This is a genomic window from Vreelandella nigrificans (assembly GCF_002374315.1).
GTDB lineage: Bacteria > Pseudomonadota > Gammaproteobacteria > Pseudomonadales > Halomonadaceae > Vreelandella > Vreelandella nigrificans.
Genome location: NZ_NWUX01000003.1, coordinates 91,620 through 106,159, shown reverse-complemented (window position 1 = coordinate 106,159; position 14,540 = coordinate 91,620). Strand labels below are relative to the sequence as shown.

Genomic DNA, 14,540 nt, shown 5'->3' with positions numbered 1-14,540 from the left:
TCTCAATACCTAGGGTAGCAGCTGTCCTAGGGGAGCCTGCACTGGCTGAGACTCCACCGCCACTTGGCGTTGGTAACCCTTAGAACCTGATCCGGGTCATGCCGGCGAAGGGAAGGATGTAGCCAACCAATACACCTCTTTGCTTTCGCCTGCCTGCTGTGCGCCCCCTGCATCCCCGGTCTATTAACAGGCAAAGAGGATTTTCTTTCATGCTGCTTGACCCTATTTGGACCGGCCTTTGGCTATCTCTCTGTGCCATTGTATTGGCTGTGCCAGGCATACTCTATGCCCGCCGCAATCGCGATAATCTTGAAGATTACATCATTGCTCGCAACAGCCAGAACACCCGCGCCACTGTGCTCACGCTGGTGGCGACCACGCTAGGTACCTGGATTTTGTTCGGTCCTGCCCAGGCGGCTACCTGGGGTGGTATTGGGGCCATACTCGGCTATGCGTTTGGCTCTATGGTCCCCCGGTTAGTAATGATTCCCCTTGGTCGACGGATGCGCGAGCTGATCCCCGAAGGCCATGGCTTAACGGAGTTCGTTATCCATCGTTACGGCCGTATTATGTACGCTTTTACCCTGGTGATTATGCTGTTTTACCTGTTCATTTTATTGGCTGCCGGGTTAACCGCTGTAGCCCGTATGGTGGGCTTGCTGGCTCCCATCCCGCTATGGGTGACTGCCAGTGTGGTCATGGTCGCCACGTTGATTTACACCTTCTATGGTGGACTGAGAGCGTCTATTTACACCGACAAGCTACAAATGGTGGTGATTATGCCGCTGCTGGGGCTGCTGCTAGTATTTGGTTGGCAGGCGGCAGGAGGCGTTGCGCCGACGCTGGCAGGGCTTGCCGAGAGTGCACCGCAACTGTTGCAGGTAAGTGATATAGGTGGCATCCGCGCAGGCTTGACGTTCTTTCTTGCCGTGGCGCTAACCGGGCTCTTTTATCAAGGCACTTGGCAGCGTATTTATGCGGCTAAAGATACCAAGGTGCTACGCCGTGGTTTCTGGATAAGCGGTGTGTGCAGCTTTATCGTGGTGGGTTTGATGGGGCTGTTTGGGCTGGCTTTTGTGGGGCTTGGACTTGAAGGCGATGGTTCTGTAGCACTGTTCAGTGTGCTGCTGGCAGATGTGCCGTTATGGTTCGCATTGGCGTTGGTTCCACTGGGCTTGGCGTTGGTGATGAGCAGTGCCGACTCCACCATTAGTGCCACGTCGAGCATTATCGCTGTGGATATGGGGCGATTGATCCCCAACGCGAGCAGTGCCTCATTGATGAGCATGGCGCGCTGGCTGATCGTTTTAGCAGCTATTCCTGTCACTTGGGTTGCTTCCCAGGGCTATAGCGTGCTGTACCTGTTTTTGCTGGCTGATTTGCTATGTTCGGCAGCGGCGTTCCCCGTATTTTTTGGGCTTTTCTATCGCCGTTACACAGGCCTTAACGCTGTCATCAGTACCGCGTTAGGCCTGGTGGCTGGCTTAGCAATGTTCCCTGCACCAGGTGGGAGCACGGCAACATTACTGGAGTCTTTTCTGTTAGCGGCACTGGTGCCCGTGGCGGTATCGCTACTGCTCTTACGTGTACTGCCTTCCCGCCCTGCGTATGACTTTGGCCTGTTACACACGGCGGTGCGCCGCTTTAAGGGGTGAATGCCCGGCAGTCGATATAAGCACGACAACACGACCGCCCGGCATCGCTTATGCTGCCGGGCGCGACAATCCTAAGTGGTCACGCAGTGTGCTACCCGTGTACTCACGGCGAAATAGACCACGGGCTTGCAGTAGCGGTACGACTTGATCAATAAAGTCATCGATACTTCCTGGCAGCGTGGGCGGCATTAGGTTGAAGCCGTCTGCGCCGCCCCCCTCTACCCAGTGCTGCATCTTGTCAGCAATCTGCTCTGGCGTGCCGACCATCGTGCAGTGGCCACCACCAGCCGCTAACCTGCCTAATAACTGGCGCAGTGTAGGAGCTTCACTTTCGATAATACGCAAAATAGTGGCATAGCGTCCTTTTGGGCCAGCGAACGCCTCTAGCGGTGGCAGTTCAGGTAACGGTGCATCCAGTTCCCAGTGGCGGCAATCCTGACCGATAAACTGGCTTAACTGATGAAGTGAATCTTCCGTGGGTAAGCGCTCATCTAATTCACGCTGCTGTGCTTTTGCGGCGGCTTCAGTGGACGCTACATAGGTGACTAACCCAGGCATAATTGCCACTGGCGCACGGCCAGCGGCGCGTACACGGGCTTGGATATCCTGGTAGTAGGCCTGGGCAGAGGGCAGGTCGTAGGCCACGGCGTAAATAGCCTCCGCATAGCGGGCGGCAAGGTTGCGCCCCGGTTCAGATGCACCCGCTTGAAACAGCACAGGGTGCCCCTGGGGTGATCGCGGTACGGTCAGTGGGCCATCAACCAAAAAGTGCTCGCCATGATGGCCGATGGGCTGCACTTTGCTTGGGTCTGCAAACTGGCCCTGTCGGTCGCAGCGTAGCGCATCGTCGGCCCATGAATCCCACAATGCTAACACCGTGTGTGCAAACTCTTCAGCGCGGGCGTAGCGTATGTGCTGAGAAGGCATAGCCTCCCAGCCATGGTTGCGCGCCTCGCTATCAAACATCGAAGTGACTAAATTCCACCCCATACGGCCGTTAGAAATATGGTCTAACGAAGCGAGCATTCGCGCCGCATGGAAAGGGCTAAAAAACGTACTGGATATGGTGGAGATCAGGCCGATGTGATCGGTGGCCCGCGCCATGGCTGAGAGTGCCGTCAATGGTTCCAAGAACCATTGTGGCCCCCCGGCCACGTTGCCTGCGGCATGGCCATCGGCGAAAAATACCGCGTCTAATTTTCCGCGTTCGGCGGTGCGTGCCAACGACTCATAATAACGAATGTCGCCCATGCGCTCGACGGCTGAGTTTGGCTCGCGCCAGGCTGCCTTATGGTGTCCGCAGCCCATGATAAAAAGATTGAGATGCATCTGTGTGGCCATCAGTTTTTAACCAAACCGCCGTCGACCACTAAATTTTGGCCGGTGACAGCCCTGCTCCAAGGTGAGGCAAAAAACAGTGCTGCATCCGCAAACTCCTCGGGGGTAGTGACACGGCGTAGTGGCGTGTTGGCTGCGATGAGATCGAACACCGCTTCAGGTGTGGCAGCAGAAGCATCGGTTGTACGCAGCAGCCCACCCGACAACATATTAACCGTAATACCGTCAGGCCCCAGGTCGTTGGAAAGCGTACGGGTGAGCGACAGCAATGCCGCCTTGGCAGCCGTGTAGTCATGATAAGGCACTACTGGATTTTGGAAGAGGTTAGTGCCAATGTTGATAATCCGCCCACCACCCTGCTCACGCATGCCCGGTAGCGCCGCCTGAATAGTGTTGAGCGCACCACGTGCCACGCCCTGCAACTGCTGGTCGAGGTTTTCCCAAGTAAGCGTGTCCGGAGTTGGGCGCGCATCGCCATTAAACGAAAAATCCGGCAGGGCATTATTAATCAGCGTGGTCACCGGCATTCCAAAATGCGCTTTTGCAGTGGTAAACATCGCTTTCACGGCTACTGGATCACGCACATCCGCTTGTATCGCCAGAGCGCGCTCAGGGGCTTGTGCCGCCAGGGCTTCTGCCGCGTCAGTGCTGTTTAAGTAGTTCACGACAACCCGTGCGCCCTGCGCTAAAAACGCATGCGCCAGGCATGCGCCTAGGCCCCGGCTAGCGCCGGTAATCAAAACAACTTGCTGGGAAAGCGGAAGTGCGGTGGGTATTGTCGGCATTATGGTATGTCCCTCGTAAAGGCAAGAGATGCATACCGACCACATGGCTGGCCATTAGCGTGACATCCCTTCGCCGGTATGAACTGGATCAGGTTCAGCGGGTCTTATCTCAGCCCTGGCGTAACGCCAGGACACCCCGTGTCGTTTGTTAAAGGTATCCTAACTGATAACCCTGCTCGATTCATACCGCAAGACTCATCGCCCTCTTTTTAGACCGTATTTGATCAACGAAATGTTATAGTATACCTTTTTTGATGGACTGAATTGCTTTGCAATCGGCAAAAGGAGAGATCAGCTATGACAGCATTGCCACTGAAGGGCGTCAGCGTACTTGCATTAAGTGCCTTGATACTAACGGGTATTCAAACTGTTGGCGCCAGCGACCATGAACATGGGCATGATCACGGTCACACTCATAACGACCACGACCACGACCACGACCACGACCACGACCACGACCACGACCACGACCATGACCACGACCACGACCACGACCACGACCACGACCACGACCACGATAGCGACATCTATTCAGGCTATTTTGATGATGACCAAGTGGAGGATCGCCCCCTTTCCGATTGGGAGGGTGATTGGCAGTCCGTTTATCCATACCTGGAAGATGGCACGCTAGACAAGGTATTTGCGCATAAAGCCGAGCATGGCGATAAGACAGCTGAAGAGTACAAAGCCTATTACGATACAGGTTATCAAACCGATGTAGGGCGTATTGTCATCGATGGAAGTACTGTCACTTTCTACGAGAACGGCGAGGAAAAATCTGGCGATTACCAATATGATGGTTATGAAATATTGACCTATCAAGCTGGCAATCGTGGTGTTCGGTTCATCTTCGAACTTGAAGAGGGGGCTGACGACCTTCCGCAATATATCCAGTTCAGTGACCACAGTATTTATCCAACAGATGCGCACCACTTCCATCTTTATTGGGGCAATGATCGTGAAGCGCTGCTAGAAGAAGTCACTCACTGGCCGACGTATTATCCCTCAGAGCTGGACGGTAATGCGATTGTTGAAGAAATGATCGCACACTAACCAAAGCAGCCTAAGCTGTTTATGAACGACTAAAAAGCGCTGGCCGAGATGCCAGCGCTTTGCTTTTATTGGTACAGGAGTAATGCTGGTTAGTTAGCGTTATGTCGTCGTATCTCAGAGTATATTTAGTAAACATCAAGAGGTGTCACCATGCGTTTAGCGCCACTCTTTTTGGGTGTGGGTTTTTTGGTATCAAGTGGTTTTGCAACCGCTAACGAGGCATGTGATAACGCCAATACGCAAATGGAGCTAACCCAATGCACGGCGCAGGTCTATCAAGAGGCTGATGGTGAGCTTAACGAGGCTTACCAAGAGCTCATCAGCAAGCTGAGCCAATCCTCCAGCGATCAGCTAAGAGCAGCGCAGCGGGCGTGGATAGCATTTCGTGACGCAGAGTGCGCGTATGAAAGTAGCGCCGTGGAAGGTGGCAGTGCGCAGCCGATGGTCCGTAATGGTTGCCTCACAGCGCTAACAAAACAGCGTACAGAGAGGCTGCGTGAGCATGCTAGCTGCGAAGAGGGGGATATGAGCTGCCCGCACTAAATGGGAATGATTTTAGGGGGTGTTCAGACACAAAAAAAGCACCCGTAGGTGCTTGATTTGTATAGTAGGGTGGTGGAGGCGGCGGGAATTGAACCCGCGTCCGCCAGCACGCGCCTATTGGCTCTACATGCTTAGATTTCGTCATTTGATTTAACGCGACTGACTCCGACGATCAGGATTCAGCAACGCGAGTCTTCTAAAGTTTGACGATTGGCGAGAAGACACCACCAACCGCGGTCCTATCAGCTTTAGCTCATATCCCCGTAGTGATGAATAGGCACATCACCTTGGGGCCAGACAAGAAGCTAACAGTGTTTAAGCTGCTAGCGCGCCTTGAGCATAGTTTTCGTCATTTGCGACTATTTTTCGTGATGTGGGATTTACGAGATACATCACGCTCTCGGCATGCACCGCAAGGGTTGTCACCAGCGTCGAAACCATGTCGCCCCCTTATTACAGACGAGCATTCTACCGTGCTCGCTGCCAATTGACCAGTTATGCCTTGTTATGTTCCCGCATAATTCGGCCTTTTTGACGACTCCAGTCGCGATCTTTTTCAGTGGCACGCTTGTCATGCAGTTGTTTGCCGGTTACTAGTGCCAGCTCACATTTTACTTTGTTACGCTTCCAGTAAAGCTTAAGCGGCACGCAAGTGTGGCCCTTGTCCTGAGTTACCGAGAAAATCTTGGCGATCTCTTTGCGGTGCAGCAGCAGCTTGCGGGTGCGGGTTGGGTCGGCAATTTCATGGGTACTTGCCGTATTAAGCGGCATGATGTGGCTGCCCAGTAAAAATGCCTCGCCGTTACGCACCAGGATGTAAGTATCGGTAAGCTGCGCTTTGCCAGCGCGCAGACTTTTTACTTCCCACCCAGCGAGCACCAAACCTGCTTCGAAGGTTTCGTCGATATGGTACTCAAACCGTGCCTTCTTGTTTTGGGCAATAACGCTGCTGCTGGGGCCCTTACTGTTACCTTTCTTAGTGGCCATGGAACCTCATCGTTGATCTGTCGGTAGCGCCCCCTTCGTTATGCGGGGAGGCGTGATACCATTTAAGGTCTGAAAAAATGTTTCCCATGATACGCTTTGGGCACTGTGAAGTCAGCGGAGAGGTCAATGCCAACCGTTAATCGTACCGCCTTGGTGCGGCACACCCCCCAACAAATGTTCGATTTAGTGAATGACTTCGAACGTTACCCTGAGTTTCTACCGGGGTGTCGCCGTGCACGTTTGCTTGAGCACGATAACGTCCACTTGGTCGGCGAGATGACCCTGGGGCGCGCTGGTGTAGAGCAAACCATTACTACCCGAAATAACTTATTTGCCCCCGAGCGCATCGAGCTTTCGCTGGTAAAGGGACCATTTAAACGTCTGAAGGGGCGCTGGTTGTTTGTCCCCATGGGAGAAGATGCCTGCAAGATTAGCCTAGAAATGGAGTTTGAGTTTGCCAATCGGTTGCTGGGGATGGCGTTTGGCAAATTGTTTCAGCAGATTGCAGGGCAGCTAGTAGATGCCTTTACGAAACGTGCTGACGAGCTTTATGGACGCTAATACGCTGACAGTAGAGGTAGCCTTCGCGCTACCGCATAAGCAGCGCCTGGTGGTCGTTCAGGTGCCTCAGGGCACAACGGCACGCCAGGCGGTTGCGTTGGCTGATTTTCCAAGCCTGTTTCCCGAGCTACCCAGCGCTACCTTTGAGCAGGCGCCGTTAGGTATTTTTGGCAAGGCACTGCGCCAGCCTGAGCAAGAGGTTCTACGCGCGGGCGATCGCGTGGAAATTTATCGCCCGCTGCAGATTGATCCCAAAGCTGCGAGGCTGGAGCGTGCAAAGCGCCAAGCCAAAAGCCAATAAGTGTTACTCGGTCATAAACACCGGCTGTGAATCGGGTGTGCTTTCAGGCACTGGTGCTCGCTGAGTAGGCGTCGGTAGAGCGTCAATCGGGTCGGCGCCTTCTACCGCTGGCCCCATCCCGCTATCAGTACTGATTGGCAAATCGCGAGATAAATCGCCTTGCTGCTCAACATTTACCAAGCGACCTGCGTTATCAAAGGTAAGGGTGACACGACGCTGTTCAACACCGCTGTAGGCTTTATCAAGGCGATAAACATAGTCCCACTGACGCGAGTCGAAGGGGGCTTCCAGCAGAGGGCGCCCCATCACGTAGGTCACTTGCTCCTGGGTCATACCCGGCTGGAGCTGGCTAACCATCTCTTGGGTCACCAGGTTGCCCTGGGGAATGTCGCGCTTGTAAACGCCGACGTAACTGCAGCCGCTAACAACGGTCAGGGCAACGGAAAGAGTAATGATACGAGTCAATTTTTGCATTTGAGCCTATTCTTCACTATCGTGGTTTCGGTCGATGATACCCGACCTAACCTGTTACTGCGAAGAGCAACCATGGCCGATCAGAACCATGAACTGCGCAAAGCCGGGCTAAAAGTGACCCTGCCGCGCGTCAAGATCCTGCAGATTCTCGAAAATGCTTCGGGCCAACACCACCTTAGCGCAGAAGAAGTGTATAAAACACTGATTGATGCGGGCGAGGATGTTGGTTTGGCAACCGTATACCGTGTGCTGACTCAATTTGAGTCAGCAGGCTTGGTTATTCGTCATAACTTTGACGGTGGCCATGCGGTATTCGAGATGACCCAAGAGGACCACCATGACCACATGGTGTGCCTGGAGAGCGGTGAGATCGTCGAGTTTCTCGATGAAATCATCGAACGTCGTCAACAAGAGATTGCAGAAGAGCACGGCTACGAGTTAGTGGACCATGCCCTTGTGTTGTACGTGCGCCCACGTGGGTCGGACGTTACGCGCCAGGACAGCGGCCCCGTTAACCGTAAATAATCCGTGAGAGGTGGGGCGTGGTCAGTGCTCTGCACTTGGCGCACGCCTCAAATTTATTGCCAAAAAGCGCTGACATTGCCGTCAGCGCTTTTTTTATGCCACGTTTAACCCACAGCAGTAGGTACGAGTGAAAACGCCACCAGCAGCATAATCATGCCAATTAACGTGTCGAAGGCCCGCCATGCGCGTGGTGATTGCAGTTTGGGGCCAAGGTAGCGTCCAAACGCAGCAAGCGAAAAAAACCAAAACACCGATGCAAAAGCAGCTCCGACAACAAAAGCCGCCGTATTAGGCTGCTGAACGCCCACACTGCCAATAAGTACCACAGTGTCTAGATAGACATGTGGGTTTAAAAGCGAAATAGCGGCTGCTTGGCCTGCAACTTTCCAACCGCTATGGGTGCCATGCTGCTGACTGGCTTTTAAGCCACTGTTGCCCTGCCATGCGCGTTTGAAAGCTTGTCCACCTAACCAGCACAGTAGCGTGATGCCTAGCCATGTCATAACTGGGATCAGCGTAGGTAGCTGCTGCTGTAGTGACTCAATGCTATACACACCCAACGTAATCAGTACTGCATCGATAGTGGCGCAAATGGTGGCCACCACCCAGGGATACTCTCGGCGCATGCTTTTGTTAAGCACCCAGGCATTTTGGGCGCCTATAGCGACAATGAGGCCGATGGAGATGGCAAATCCCGTGAGTAACGATGGTGTCATGCTGAGAGCCTCTAACGCTGGTCAATGAGCGTTTTACAATAAATGTGGGCTCGTTCATTAATCTAACGAATAATATTTATGCTACATAAGATATTCTTATGATAGCTGTAGCACTAGCAGATGCCTTAACCACAGGTAAGTACGTGGATAAGTACATGGGTAGGCACGTGAGCAGATGTGTGGATAAGTATGTGGATATAAGGTGTTTAATCCTGTGGTTATAAAGTGGGTAAGTGCGTAGGTAGCGAGTAGATGTGAGGGTATTAGGTGGGTCAGTATGTGAATGCTTAGTGGATAAATATGTGGATATAACGTGAGTAAGCTTGTGAAAAGGTGTGGTTAGTTTCCTGTTGTAGGGTAAGCCATTAGCAAAACCCCGCGTAAACCCTCGCCCAATCGGGCGGGGATACAAGCGGGAACCGCGCAGCGGTTCTAATCAGGTGTAGCCTGACTCTGCACATACTCTCTCAGTGTTTCGATAGTTGCCCCACCGGCACTACAGGCAAAGTAGGAGCGCGACCAGAGCGCTGCACTTTTGCTTTGCCGAGGTATGTGGGTATTAAGTATTCGTATCCGGCGTGATGAAACCGATTTCAGGTTGTTCACCATCACGCTGATCGCCAGCTTCGGTGGATAGGCGATCAGCAGGTGGACGTGATCTGCTTCACCATCCATTTCCAGTAGGTCACATTCCAGCTTTTCACAAGCGGACTCAAACGCTTCGTGTAGCTGCTCAATCATATAACCATCGAACAGTTTTCGTCGGTACTTGGTGGTAAATACCAGATGTACAACCAGCTTGGTGACGCTGTGGCGTTTTCGGAGGTAATCTGATAGCAATTCTTTGTTATGCGCACTCACTTGAAATGTGACCTTTCTGACTTATAATTGCTGAATTCTAGCTATGAGCACTGAAATGTTAAAGGCCACTAAGGTACGCATCTACCCTACACCCAAGCAGGCGGAGTTTCTTAACCGCCAGTTCGGTGCGGTTCGGTTTACGTACAACAAGGCGCTGCACATAATCAGCTCGCAGTACAAGCGCCACGGCTTGAAGCTGAAAGCCAAGAAAGACCTCAAACCACTGTTGGCGGTGGCGAAAAAGTCCCGCAAATATCACTGGCTCGGAGATTTCGACTCCATCGCACTCCAGCAAGCGTGCATCAATCTCGATAAAGCCTTCCAAGCCTTCTTTGATCCAAAGCTCCCAGCGCGTTACCCGAAGTTCAAGCGTAAGCACGGGAAGCAGTCCAGTTACCACTGCATGAGCGTCAGCGCGGGTGATAACTGGATTAAAGTGCCGAAGATGAAACCGATTAAGGCGCGGGTTCACCGGGAGCTGGACGGAAAGCTCAAGAGCATAACTCTGTCGCGCACGGTAACAGGGAAATACTACGCCTCGCTGTTGATCGAAGATGGCGTAGAAGCGCCCGTGCCAATGCAGACTGTTGATACGGTGCTGGGTGTCGATATGGGGCTTACCCATCTTGCTATCGACTCAGAAGGCAACAAAATAGCCAATCCACGCTTCCTGAAACGTGCCGCCGCAAACCTTCGGCGGAAGCAAAAAGCCCTGTCTCGCTGCCAGAAAGGCAGCAAAGGTCGTGCGAAGGCGCGGCTTAAACTGGCCAAGGCGCATGAGCGTCTAGCGAACGCCCGTGCTGATTTCCAGCACAACCTGTCCCGACAACTCATTGACGAAAACCAAGCGGTGGTGGTCGAGACACTGAAAGTAAAAAACCTGCTGAAGAACCGGAAGCTGGCGAAGCACATCGCAGACGCAAGCTGGTTCGGCCTGATTCAGAAGCTGGAGTACAAGGCTAAGGCGCAGGGCAAATATCTGGTCAAAATCGACCAGTGGTTTGCCAGCTCCAAGACCTGCTCTTGCTGCGGTCACAAGGTAGATTCTCTGCCCTTGTCGGTGCGCAACTGGACATGCCCTGCTTGTGCAGCAGAGCTTGACCGCGACATCAACGCCGCGATCAATATCCGTCAGCAAGGTATTATCAAGCTACGGGCCGAAGGACTGTCGGCTCCTGCCAATGGAGGCTTGCGTAAATCCGGCCACGCGCCGGTTGCTGCCTAAGAAGTTGGAAGCCTCGCCCGATAGGGCGGGGAGCAGTCACCGAGTCAGATATTTACCCAACGCTTTTCAGAACAATCTTGAGGCAGGTGTGTAATGTTGGACTACCGGCTATTGGAGGCACTTAGTGCAGTCATTGAAACGGGTGGCTTTGAAAAAGCAGCGCAGAAACTTCATCTTACCCAGTCAGCTGTAAGTCAGCGTATTCGCCAGTTGGAACACCGCTTGGGCCAGCCAGTGGTACTGCGTCGCTCGCCGCCTGTGGCCACAGCATTAGGACGTCGCCTGAATAACCACTTGCAGCAGGTCAAACAGTTGGAGTTGGGTCTGTTAGATGAAGAGCAGGGTGAGCCGATCAAGATACGTTTGACCGTCAATGCGGACTCAATGGCAACATGGTTGCCACAAGCGATAGCAGCTTGCCCGCTAAGTACCCAGATGGACTTTGACTTAGTGGTTGAGGACCAAGAGGTAGGGCTTGACCGGATGCGTAATGGAGAGGTGATGGCATGTATATGTGCCGAAGCCCAGCCGGTCAACGGGGGTGCTGTAAGTTCACTAGGTGTCTTGCGTTACCGCGCCTTGGCGAGCCCAGCGTTTGTTGAACGCTATCGCACACAGTCTGAACCTAAGCGGTTAGTTGACGCCCCCTGTTTGATTTTTAACCGAGATGACCGCCTACAGCACCAGTTTCTTGAGGCGCTGGGGTTACCTCCGCCTGTTCGTCAACATCGCGTCCCATCCTCTGAAGGCTTTGTTGAAATGGCGTTACATGGCATGGGATACGGTATGTTGCCTGAGCTTCAGGTGGCTGATTATCTCGCGAGTGGTCAATTGGTTGATGTAGGGCCAGTTTTTATACTGGATGTACCCTTATATTGGCACTTTTGGCAGACGGAAAGTGCGCCTCTTACAGCATTGCGGCGCACAGTATTGGATCACGCGAGCCGATTATTGCAGGGCTAGTTATGGCCAGCACTGCATTGATCAGTGTGGTGGGCGCTGGCTGGCGTGAAGCATCTCACGGGCGTGGGCGAGCGTCTGATCGGAGAGTGTGACACCGCCAAGCATGCGTGCCAGTTCACTAATGCGTCCGCGCTCGTCTAGCAGTGCCATATGAGTCAGAGTGGTATCTCGCTTGGCGCGTTTTTCGATATGCAGGTGCTGATGCGCTTGAGCGGCGACTTGAGGGAGGTGGGTGACGGTCATCACTTGGCCATTTTCTCCCAATTTACGCAGCAGTTGGCCGACGATTTCAGCCGTGGCGCCGGAAATTCCCACGTCTACTTCATCAAATACCAGGCTGGGGATGGTTGAGTGGGCAGCTGCCACCACTTGAATGGCGAGGCTAATACGCGAAAGCTCGCCGCCAGAAGCTACCTTGGTTAGTGGTCTTGCGGGCTGGCCAGGGTTGGCGCTAATCAGAAACTGCACGTGGTCCAAGCCTTCCGGTGTGGGCGTTTCACGCGGTGTAACGGCGACCTCAAAGCGGGCCTTGCCCATGGCCAGGAAAGCTAACTGCTGTTGAACTTCTTTGCCTAAGCGGGCTGCGGCTTTTTGTCGCGCTTCGCTGAGCTTCTTAGCCTCACTGCGGTAACGCTCGCGGCACTCCGCCACTTTACTGCTAAGTGCTTCCAGGTCATCATCGCTGGCCTCAAGCTGAGCAACTTCCGAGCTAAGTTGCGCATGTAGCGCGCAAATTTCTTCTGGGGCAACGTGATGTTTGCGAGCTATACGGTGCACATCGCTCATGCGCTCTTCCACCCAGGCTAAGCGCTCTGGGTCTAACTCGGTAGTGCTAGCCAAGCGGTTCAGCTCGCTAGAGGCTTCTTCTACTTGGATGCGGGCATCGCTCAGCATGGCTAGGGTGTTAGCTAGCGTGCCTTTGTCACTGCCAGGTAAAGCGCTTAGGTGGGCGTAAGCTTGATTCAGTAGAGAAAGCGCTCCACCTTCATCGCTAGCGCAGCAGTCGGCGGCGAACTGAGTTTCTCGCAGGGTTTCTTCTGCGTGGGCTAGGGTGTGTTGCTCCTCTTCCAGGGTTTTAAGTTCGCCTTCTGCCAAGCCCAATTGGTCGAGCTCTTCCACTTGGTAGCGCAGTAGCTGGCGCTTGGCTTCCACCTCGCTGCCCTCTTCGCTGAGCTTTTTCAACTGTCGCCGGGCGTTGCGCCATTCGCGAAATACTTCTGCGAGCTGCTGGCTGCTTTCCCGTAGTCCCGCGTAGTCGTTTAGTAGTGCGAGGTGGGTCTCTTCGCGCATTAGCGCTTGGTGGGCGTGTTGGCCATGGATCTGGATCAGTTGCTCGCCGAGTGATTTAAGGTCGGCGATGGTAGCTGGGTGGCCGTTGATCCATGCTTTAGAGCGGCCGCTAGCTGTGACTACTCGGCGCAGTAAGCACTCTTCTATAGGGAGCTCTCGGGCGGCTAGCCACTCGATGGCTGCGGGCAGGTGCTGAATATCAAACCGGGCGGAAAGGTCGGTACGTTCGCAGCCATGGCGGACGCTGCCTGCATCGGCACGCTCGCCTAAGCAGAGGCCCAGGGCGCCCAGTAAAATCGATTTTCCCGCCCCGGTTTCACCGGTAATGGCGGTCATGCCACGGGTTAAATCGAGTTCAAGTCGGTCAACAATAGCGTAGTCCTGGATTGCTAGCTGAGAGAGCATGGGGCCTCCTGAGGCGATGCAGCACAGAAGCTGGATACTTATCCAATGGTTGTTGTTTTATACAGTAGTCGATAACTCACTTCAATGCCCCTCTTGAGATGGCTTTTATGGCCCCCATATAGCCAGCATGTGTAATTCACACCCTCTTTGGAATCTAGGTGGCCGATTGCGGCACCTTTGCATATTTTAGGAGCTGAACATGGCAAAAGAACCGCAAACCCCGTTGGATGATGAGCTGGCTCGCCGTGAACAAGAAGCCGAAGTCACTGAACAGACTGTCGAAGAGCGCCTGCTGGAAGGTGAGCTGGAAGACTTGATTGGTGACGAAGAAGTTAGCGGCGAAGAGCTGCTGGTAGACAGTATTGATAACCCAGAAGCCGATATGCTGGCTGCTCAGGTAGAAGAGCTTGAGCAAAGCTTGGCAGAAGCCAAAGATCAGGCGTTACGAGCTGCCGCTGAAGCCCAAAATGTGCGTCGCCGGGCCGAGCAAGAAGCAGATAAGGCCCGTAAATTTGCGCTCGAAAAATTCGTGAAAGAACTTCTCCCCGTCGTAGATAGCCTCGAAAAAGCGCTAGAGAGCATGCAGGATGGTGCATCGGATGTTCATCGCGAAGGCGTCTCCATGACCTTGAAAATGCAGCTTGATGTGCTCAATAAATTTGGTGTTGAAAGCGTTGAGCCCCATGGCGAGCCCTTCGACCCACAGGTACATGAAGCGATGGCCATGGTGCCAAATCCCGAGCTTGAACCGAATACCGTTATGGATGTGATGCAGAAAGGTTATCTGCTCAATGGTCGCCTAGTGCGCCCGGCCATGGTGGTGGTCAGCCAAAAAGCGAAGTAAGAAAAGGTTGGCGC

General features: G+C 53.6%; 16 protein-coding genes, 1 other RNA gene and 2 riboswitches. Of the genes, 9 read left to right on the top strand and 8 right to left on the bottom strand.

Going from position 1 to position 14,540, the window contains the following annotated elements:
• The first annotated feature begins 18 nt into the window (after window positions 1-18).
• Window positions 19-130: riboswitch (TPP riboswitch) on the top strand.
• 79 nt (window positions 131-209) lie between these two features.
• A complete protein-coding gene (locus CPA45_RS05885; RefSeq protein WP_096650678.1) occupies window positions 210-1,655 on the top strand; it encodes a sodium:solute symporter family protein in 1,446 nt (481 codons plus the stop codon).
• Between the two features lie 48 nt (window positions 1,656-1,703).
• Here CPA45_RS05885 and CPA45_RS05880 read toward each other — a convergent pair whose 3' ends face one another.
• Together CPA45_RS05880 and CPA45_RS05875 are read right to left on the bottom strand one after the other, a co-directional pair.
• Window positions 1,704-2,996, bottom strand: coding sequence for an LLM class flavin-dependent oxidoreductase (locus CPA45_RS05880; protein ID WP_244287534.1), 1,293 nt, complete (start codon window positions 2,994-2,996; stop codon window positions 1,704-1,706).
• The gene (locus CPA45_RS05875) at window positions 2,996-3,778 is read right to left on the bottom strand and encodes a 3-oxoacyl-ACP reductase (RefSeq protein WP_208858460.1); all 783 of its coding nucleotides are present in this window, start codon (window positions 3,776-3,778) and stop codon (window positions 2,996-2,998) included. The genes CPA45_RS05880 and CPA45_RS05875 overlap by 1 nt, the downstream gene beginning before the upstream one ends.
• A gap of 48 nt (window positions 3,779-3,826) precedes the next feature.
• Window positions 3,827-3,927: riboswitch (TPP riboswitch) on the bottom strand.
• Window positions 3,928-4,075: 148 nt separating this feature from the next.
• Here CPA45_RS05875 and CPA45_RS05870 point away from each other — a divergent pair.
• A complete protein-coding gene (locus CPA45_RS05870) occupies window positions 4,076-4,831 on the top strand; it encodes a metal-binding protein ZinT (RefSeq protein ID WP_096650677.1) in 756 nt (251 codons plus the stop codon).
• A 150-nt stretch (window positions 4,832-4,981) separates the two neighbouring features.
• Window positions 4,982-5,374: a lysozyme inhibitor LprI family protein gene (locus CPA45_RS05865; protein WP_096650676.1), complete on the top strand. Its 393-nt coding sequence runs from the start codon at window positions 4,982-4,984 to the stop codon at window positions 5,372-5,374.
• A gap of 70 nt (window positions 5,375-5,444) precedes the next feature.
• Here the strand turns inward: CPA45_RS05865 and ssrA are convergent.
• Both ssrA and smpB read right to left on the bottom strand, forming a co-directional pair.
• Window positions 5,445-5,824, bottom strand: a transfer-messenger RNA (tmRNA) gene (ssrA, locus tag CPA45_RS05860).
• A gap of 45 nt (window positions 5,825-5,869) precedes the next feature.
• Entirely contained in the window at window positions 5,870-6,361 is a 492-nt protein-coding gene (gene smpB, locus CPA45_RS05855) for an SsrA-binding protein SmpB (protein ID WP_096650675.1), read from the bottom strand.
• A gap of 126 nt (window positions 6,362-6,487) precedes the next feature.
• Here smpB and CPA45_RS05850 point away from each other — a divergent pair, with 126 nt between their 5' ends.
• Together CPA45_RS05850 and CPA45_RS05845 are read left to right on the top strand one after the other, a co-directional pair.
• Window positions 6,488-6,922, top strand: coding sequence for a type II toxin-antitoxin system RatA family toxin (locus CPA45_RS05850; RefSeq protein ID WP_096650674.1), 435 nt, complete (start codon window positions 6,488-6,490; stop codon window positions 6,920-6,922).
• Window positions 6,912-7,223 (top strand): RnfH family protein, encoded by a 312-nt coding sequence (locus CPA45_RS05845; protein ID WP_096650673.1) that lies wholly within the window; start codon window positions 6,912-6,914, stop codon window positions 7,221-7,223. The genes CPA45_RS05850 and CPA45_RS05845 overlap by 11 nt, the downstream gene beginning before the upstream one ends.
• 3 nt (window positions 7,224-7,226) lie before the next feature.
• Here the strand turns inward: CPA45_RS05845 and CPA45_RS05840 are convergent, their stop codons facing one another.
• Entirely contained in the window at window positions 7,227-7,697 is a 471-nt protein-coding gene (locus CPA45_RS05840; protein WP_096650672.1) for an outer membrane protein assembly factor BamE, read from the bottom strand.
• A 72-nt stretch (window positions 7,698-7,769) separates the two neighbouring features.
• Between CPA45_RS05840 and fur the strand changes: the two genes are divergently transcribed.
• The gene (fur, locus tag CPA45_RS05835) at window positions 7,770-8,222 is read left to right on the top strand and encodes a ferric iron uptake transcriptional regulator (protein WP_096650671.1); all 453 of its coding nucleotides are present in this window, start codon (window positions 7,770-7,772) and stop codon (window positions 8,220-8,222) included.
• Window positions 8,223-8,326: 104 nt separating this feature from the next.
• Here the strand turns inward: fur and CPA45_RS05830 are convergent, their stop codons facing one another.
• Entirely contained in the window at window positions 8,327-8,938 is a 612-nt protein-coding gene (locus CPA45_RS05830; protein ID WP_096650670.1) for a LysE/ArgO family amino acid transporter, read from the bottom strand.
• Between the two features lie 432 nt (window positions 8,939-9,370).
• Window positions 9,371-9,778 carry an IS200/IS605 family transposase gene (gene tnpA / locus CPA45_RS05825; RefSeq protein ID WP_422822013.1) on the bottom strand — a complete coding sequence of 136 codons (408 nt, stop codon included), beginning with the start codon at window positions 9,776-9,778 and terminating at the stop codon, window positions 9,371-9,373.
• Window positions 9,779-9,842: 64 nt separating this feature from the next.
• Here tnpA and CPA45_RS05820 point away from each other — a divergent pair, with 64 nt between their 5' ends.
• Together CPA45_RS05820 and CPA45_RS05815 are read left to right on the top strand one after the other, a co-directional pair.
• Window positions 9,843-11,024 (top strand): RNA-guided endonuclease InsQ/TnpB family protein, encoded by a 1,182-nt coding sequence (locus CPA45_RS05820; protein ID WP_244287533.1) that lies wholly within the window; start codon window positions 9,843-9,845, stop codon window positions 11,022-11,024.
• Between the two features lie 93 nt (window positions 11,025-11,117).
• A complete protein-coding gene (locus CPA45_RS05815; RefSeq protein ID WP_096650667.1) occupies window positions 11,118-11,987 on the top strand; it encodes a LysR family transcriptional regulator ArgP in 870 nt (289 codons plus the stop codon).
• A 21-nt stretch (window positions 11,988-12,008) separates the two neighbouring features.
• Here CPA45_RS05815 and recN read toward each other — a convergent pair whose 3' ends face one another.
• The gene (gene recN, locus CPA45_RS05810) at window positions 12,009-13,682 is read right to left on the bottom strand and encodes a DNA repair protein RecN (protein WP_096650666.1); all 1,674 of its coding nucleotides are present in this window, start codon (window positions 13,680-13,682) and stop codon (window positions 12,009-12,011) included.
• Window positions 13,683-13,881: 199 nt separating this feature from the next.
• Here recN and grpE point away from each other — a divergent pair, with 199 nt between their 5' ends.
• Window positions 13,882-14,526, top strand: a complete 645-nt coding sequence (gene grpE, locus CPA45_RS05805) for a nucleotide exchange factor GrpE (RefSeq protein ID WP_096650665.1) — start codon at window positions 13,882-13,884, stop codon at window positions 14,524-14,526.
• Window positions 14,527-14,540 lie beyond the last annotated feature (14 nt).

Bases quoted from the DNA above. Each gene is read 5' to 3' on its own strand.
- CPA45_RS05885 (WP_096650678.1), top strand. From the start codon at position 210: ATGCTGCTTGACCCTATTTGGACCGGCCTTTGGCTATCTCTCTGTGCC.
- CPA45_RS05880 (WP_244287534.1), bottom strand. From the start codon at position 2,996: ATGGCCACACAGATGCATCTCAATCTTTTTATCATGGGCTGCGGACAC.
- CPA45_RS05875 (WP_208858460.1), bottom strand. From the start codon at position 3,778: ATGCCGACAATACCCACCGCACTTCCGCTTTCCCAGCAAGTTGTTTTG.
- CPA45_RS05870 (WP_096650677.1), top strand. From the start codon at position 4,076: ATGACAGCATTGCCACTGAAGGGCGTCAGCGTACTTGCATTAAGTGCC.
- CPA45_RS05865 (WP_096650676.1), top strand. From the start codon at position 4,982: ATGCGTTTAGCGCCACTCTTTTTGGGTGTGGGTTTTTTGGTATCAAGT.
- smpB (WP_096650675.1), bottom strand. From the start codon at position 6,361: ATGGCCACTAAGAAAGGTAACAGTAAGGGCCCCAGCAGCAGCGTTATT.
- CPA45_RS05850 (WP_096650674.1), top strand. From the start codon at position 6,488: ATGCCAACCGTTAATCGTACCGCCTTGGTGCGGCACACCCCCCAACAA.
- CPA45_RS05845 (WP_096650673.1), top strand. From the start codon at position 6,912: ATGGACGCTAATACGCTGACAGTAGAGGTAGCCTTCGCGCTACCGCAT.
- CPA45_RS05840 (WP_096650672.1), bottom strand. From the start codon at position 7,697: ATGCAAAAATTGACTCGTATCATTACTCTTTCCGTTGCCCTGACCGTT.
- fur (WP_096650671.1), top strand. From the start codon at position 7,770: ATGGCCGATCAGAACCATGAACTGCGCAAAGCCGGGCTAAAAGTGACC.
- CPA45_RS05830 (WP_096650670.1), bottom strand. From the start codon at position 8,938: ATGACACCATCGTTACTCACGGGATTTGCCATCTCCATCGGCCTCATT.
- CPA45_RS05820 (WP_244287533.1), top strand. From the start codon at position 9,843: ATGAGCACTGAAATGTTAAAGGCCACTAAGGTACGCATCTACCCTACA.
- CPA45_RS05815 (WP_096650667.1), top strand. From the start codon at position 11,118: ATGTTGGACTACCGGCTATTGGAGGCACTTAGTGCAGTCATTGAAACG.
- recN (WP_096650666.1), bottom strand. From the start codon at position 13,682: ATGCTCTCTCAGCTAGCAATCCAGGACTACGCTATTGTTGACCGACTT.
- grpE (WP_096650665.1), top strand. From the start codon at position 13,882: ATGGCAAAAGAACCGCAAACCCCGTTGGATGATGAGCTGGCTCGCCGT.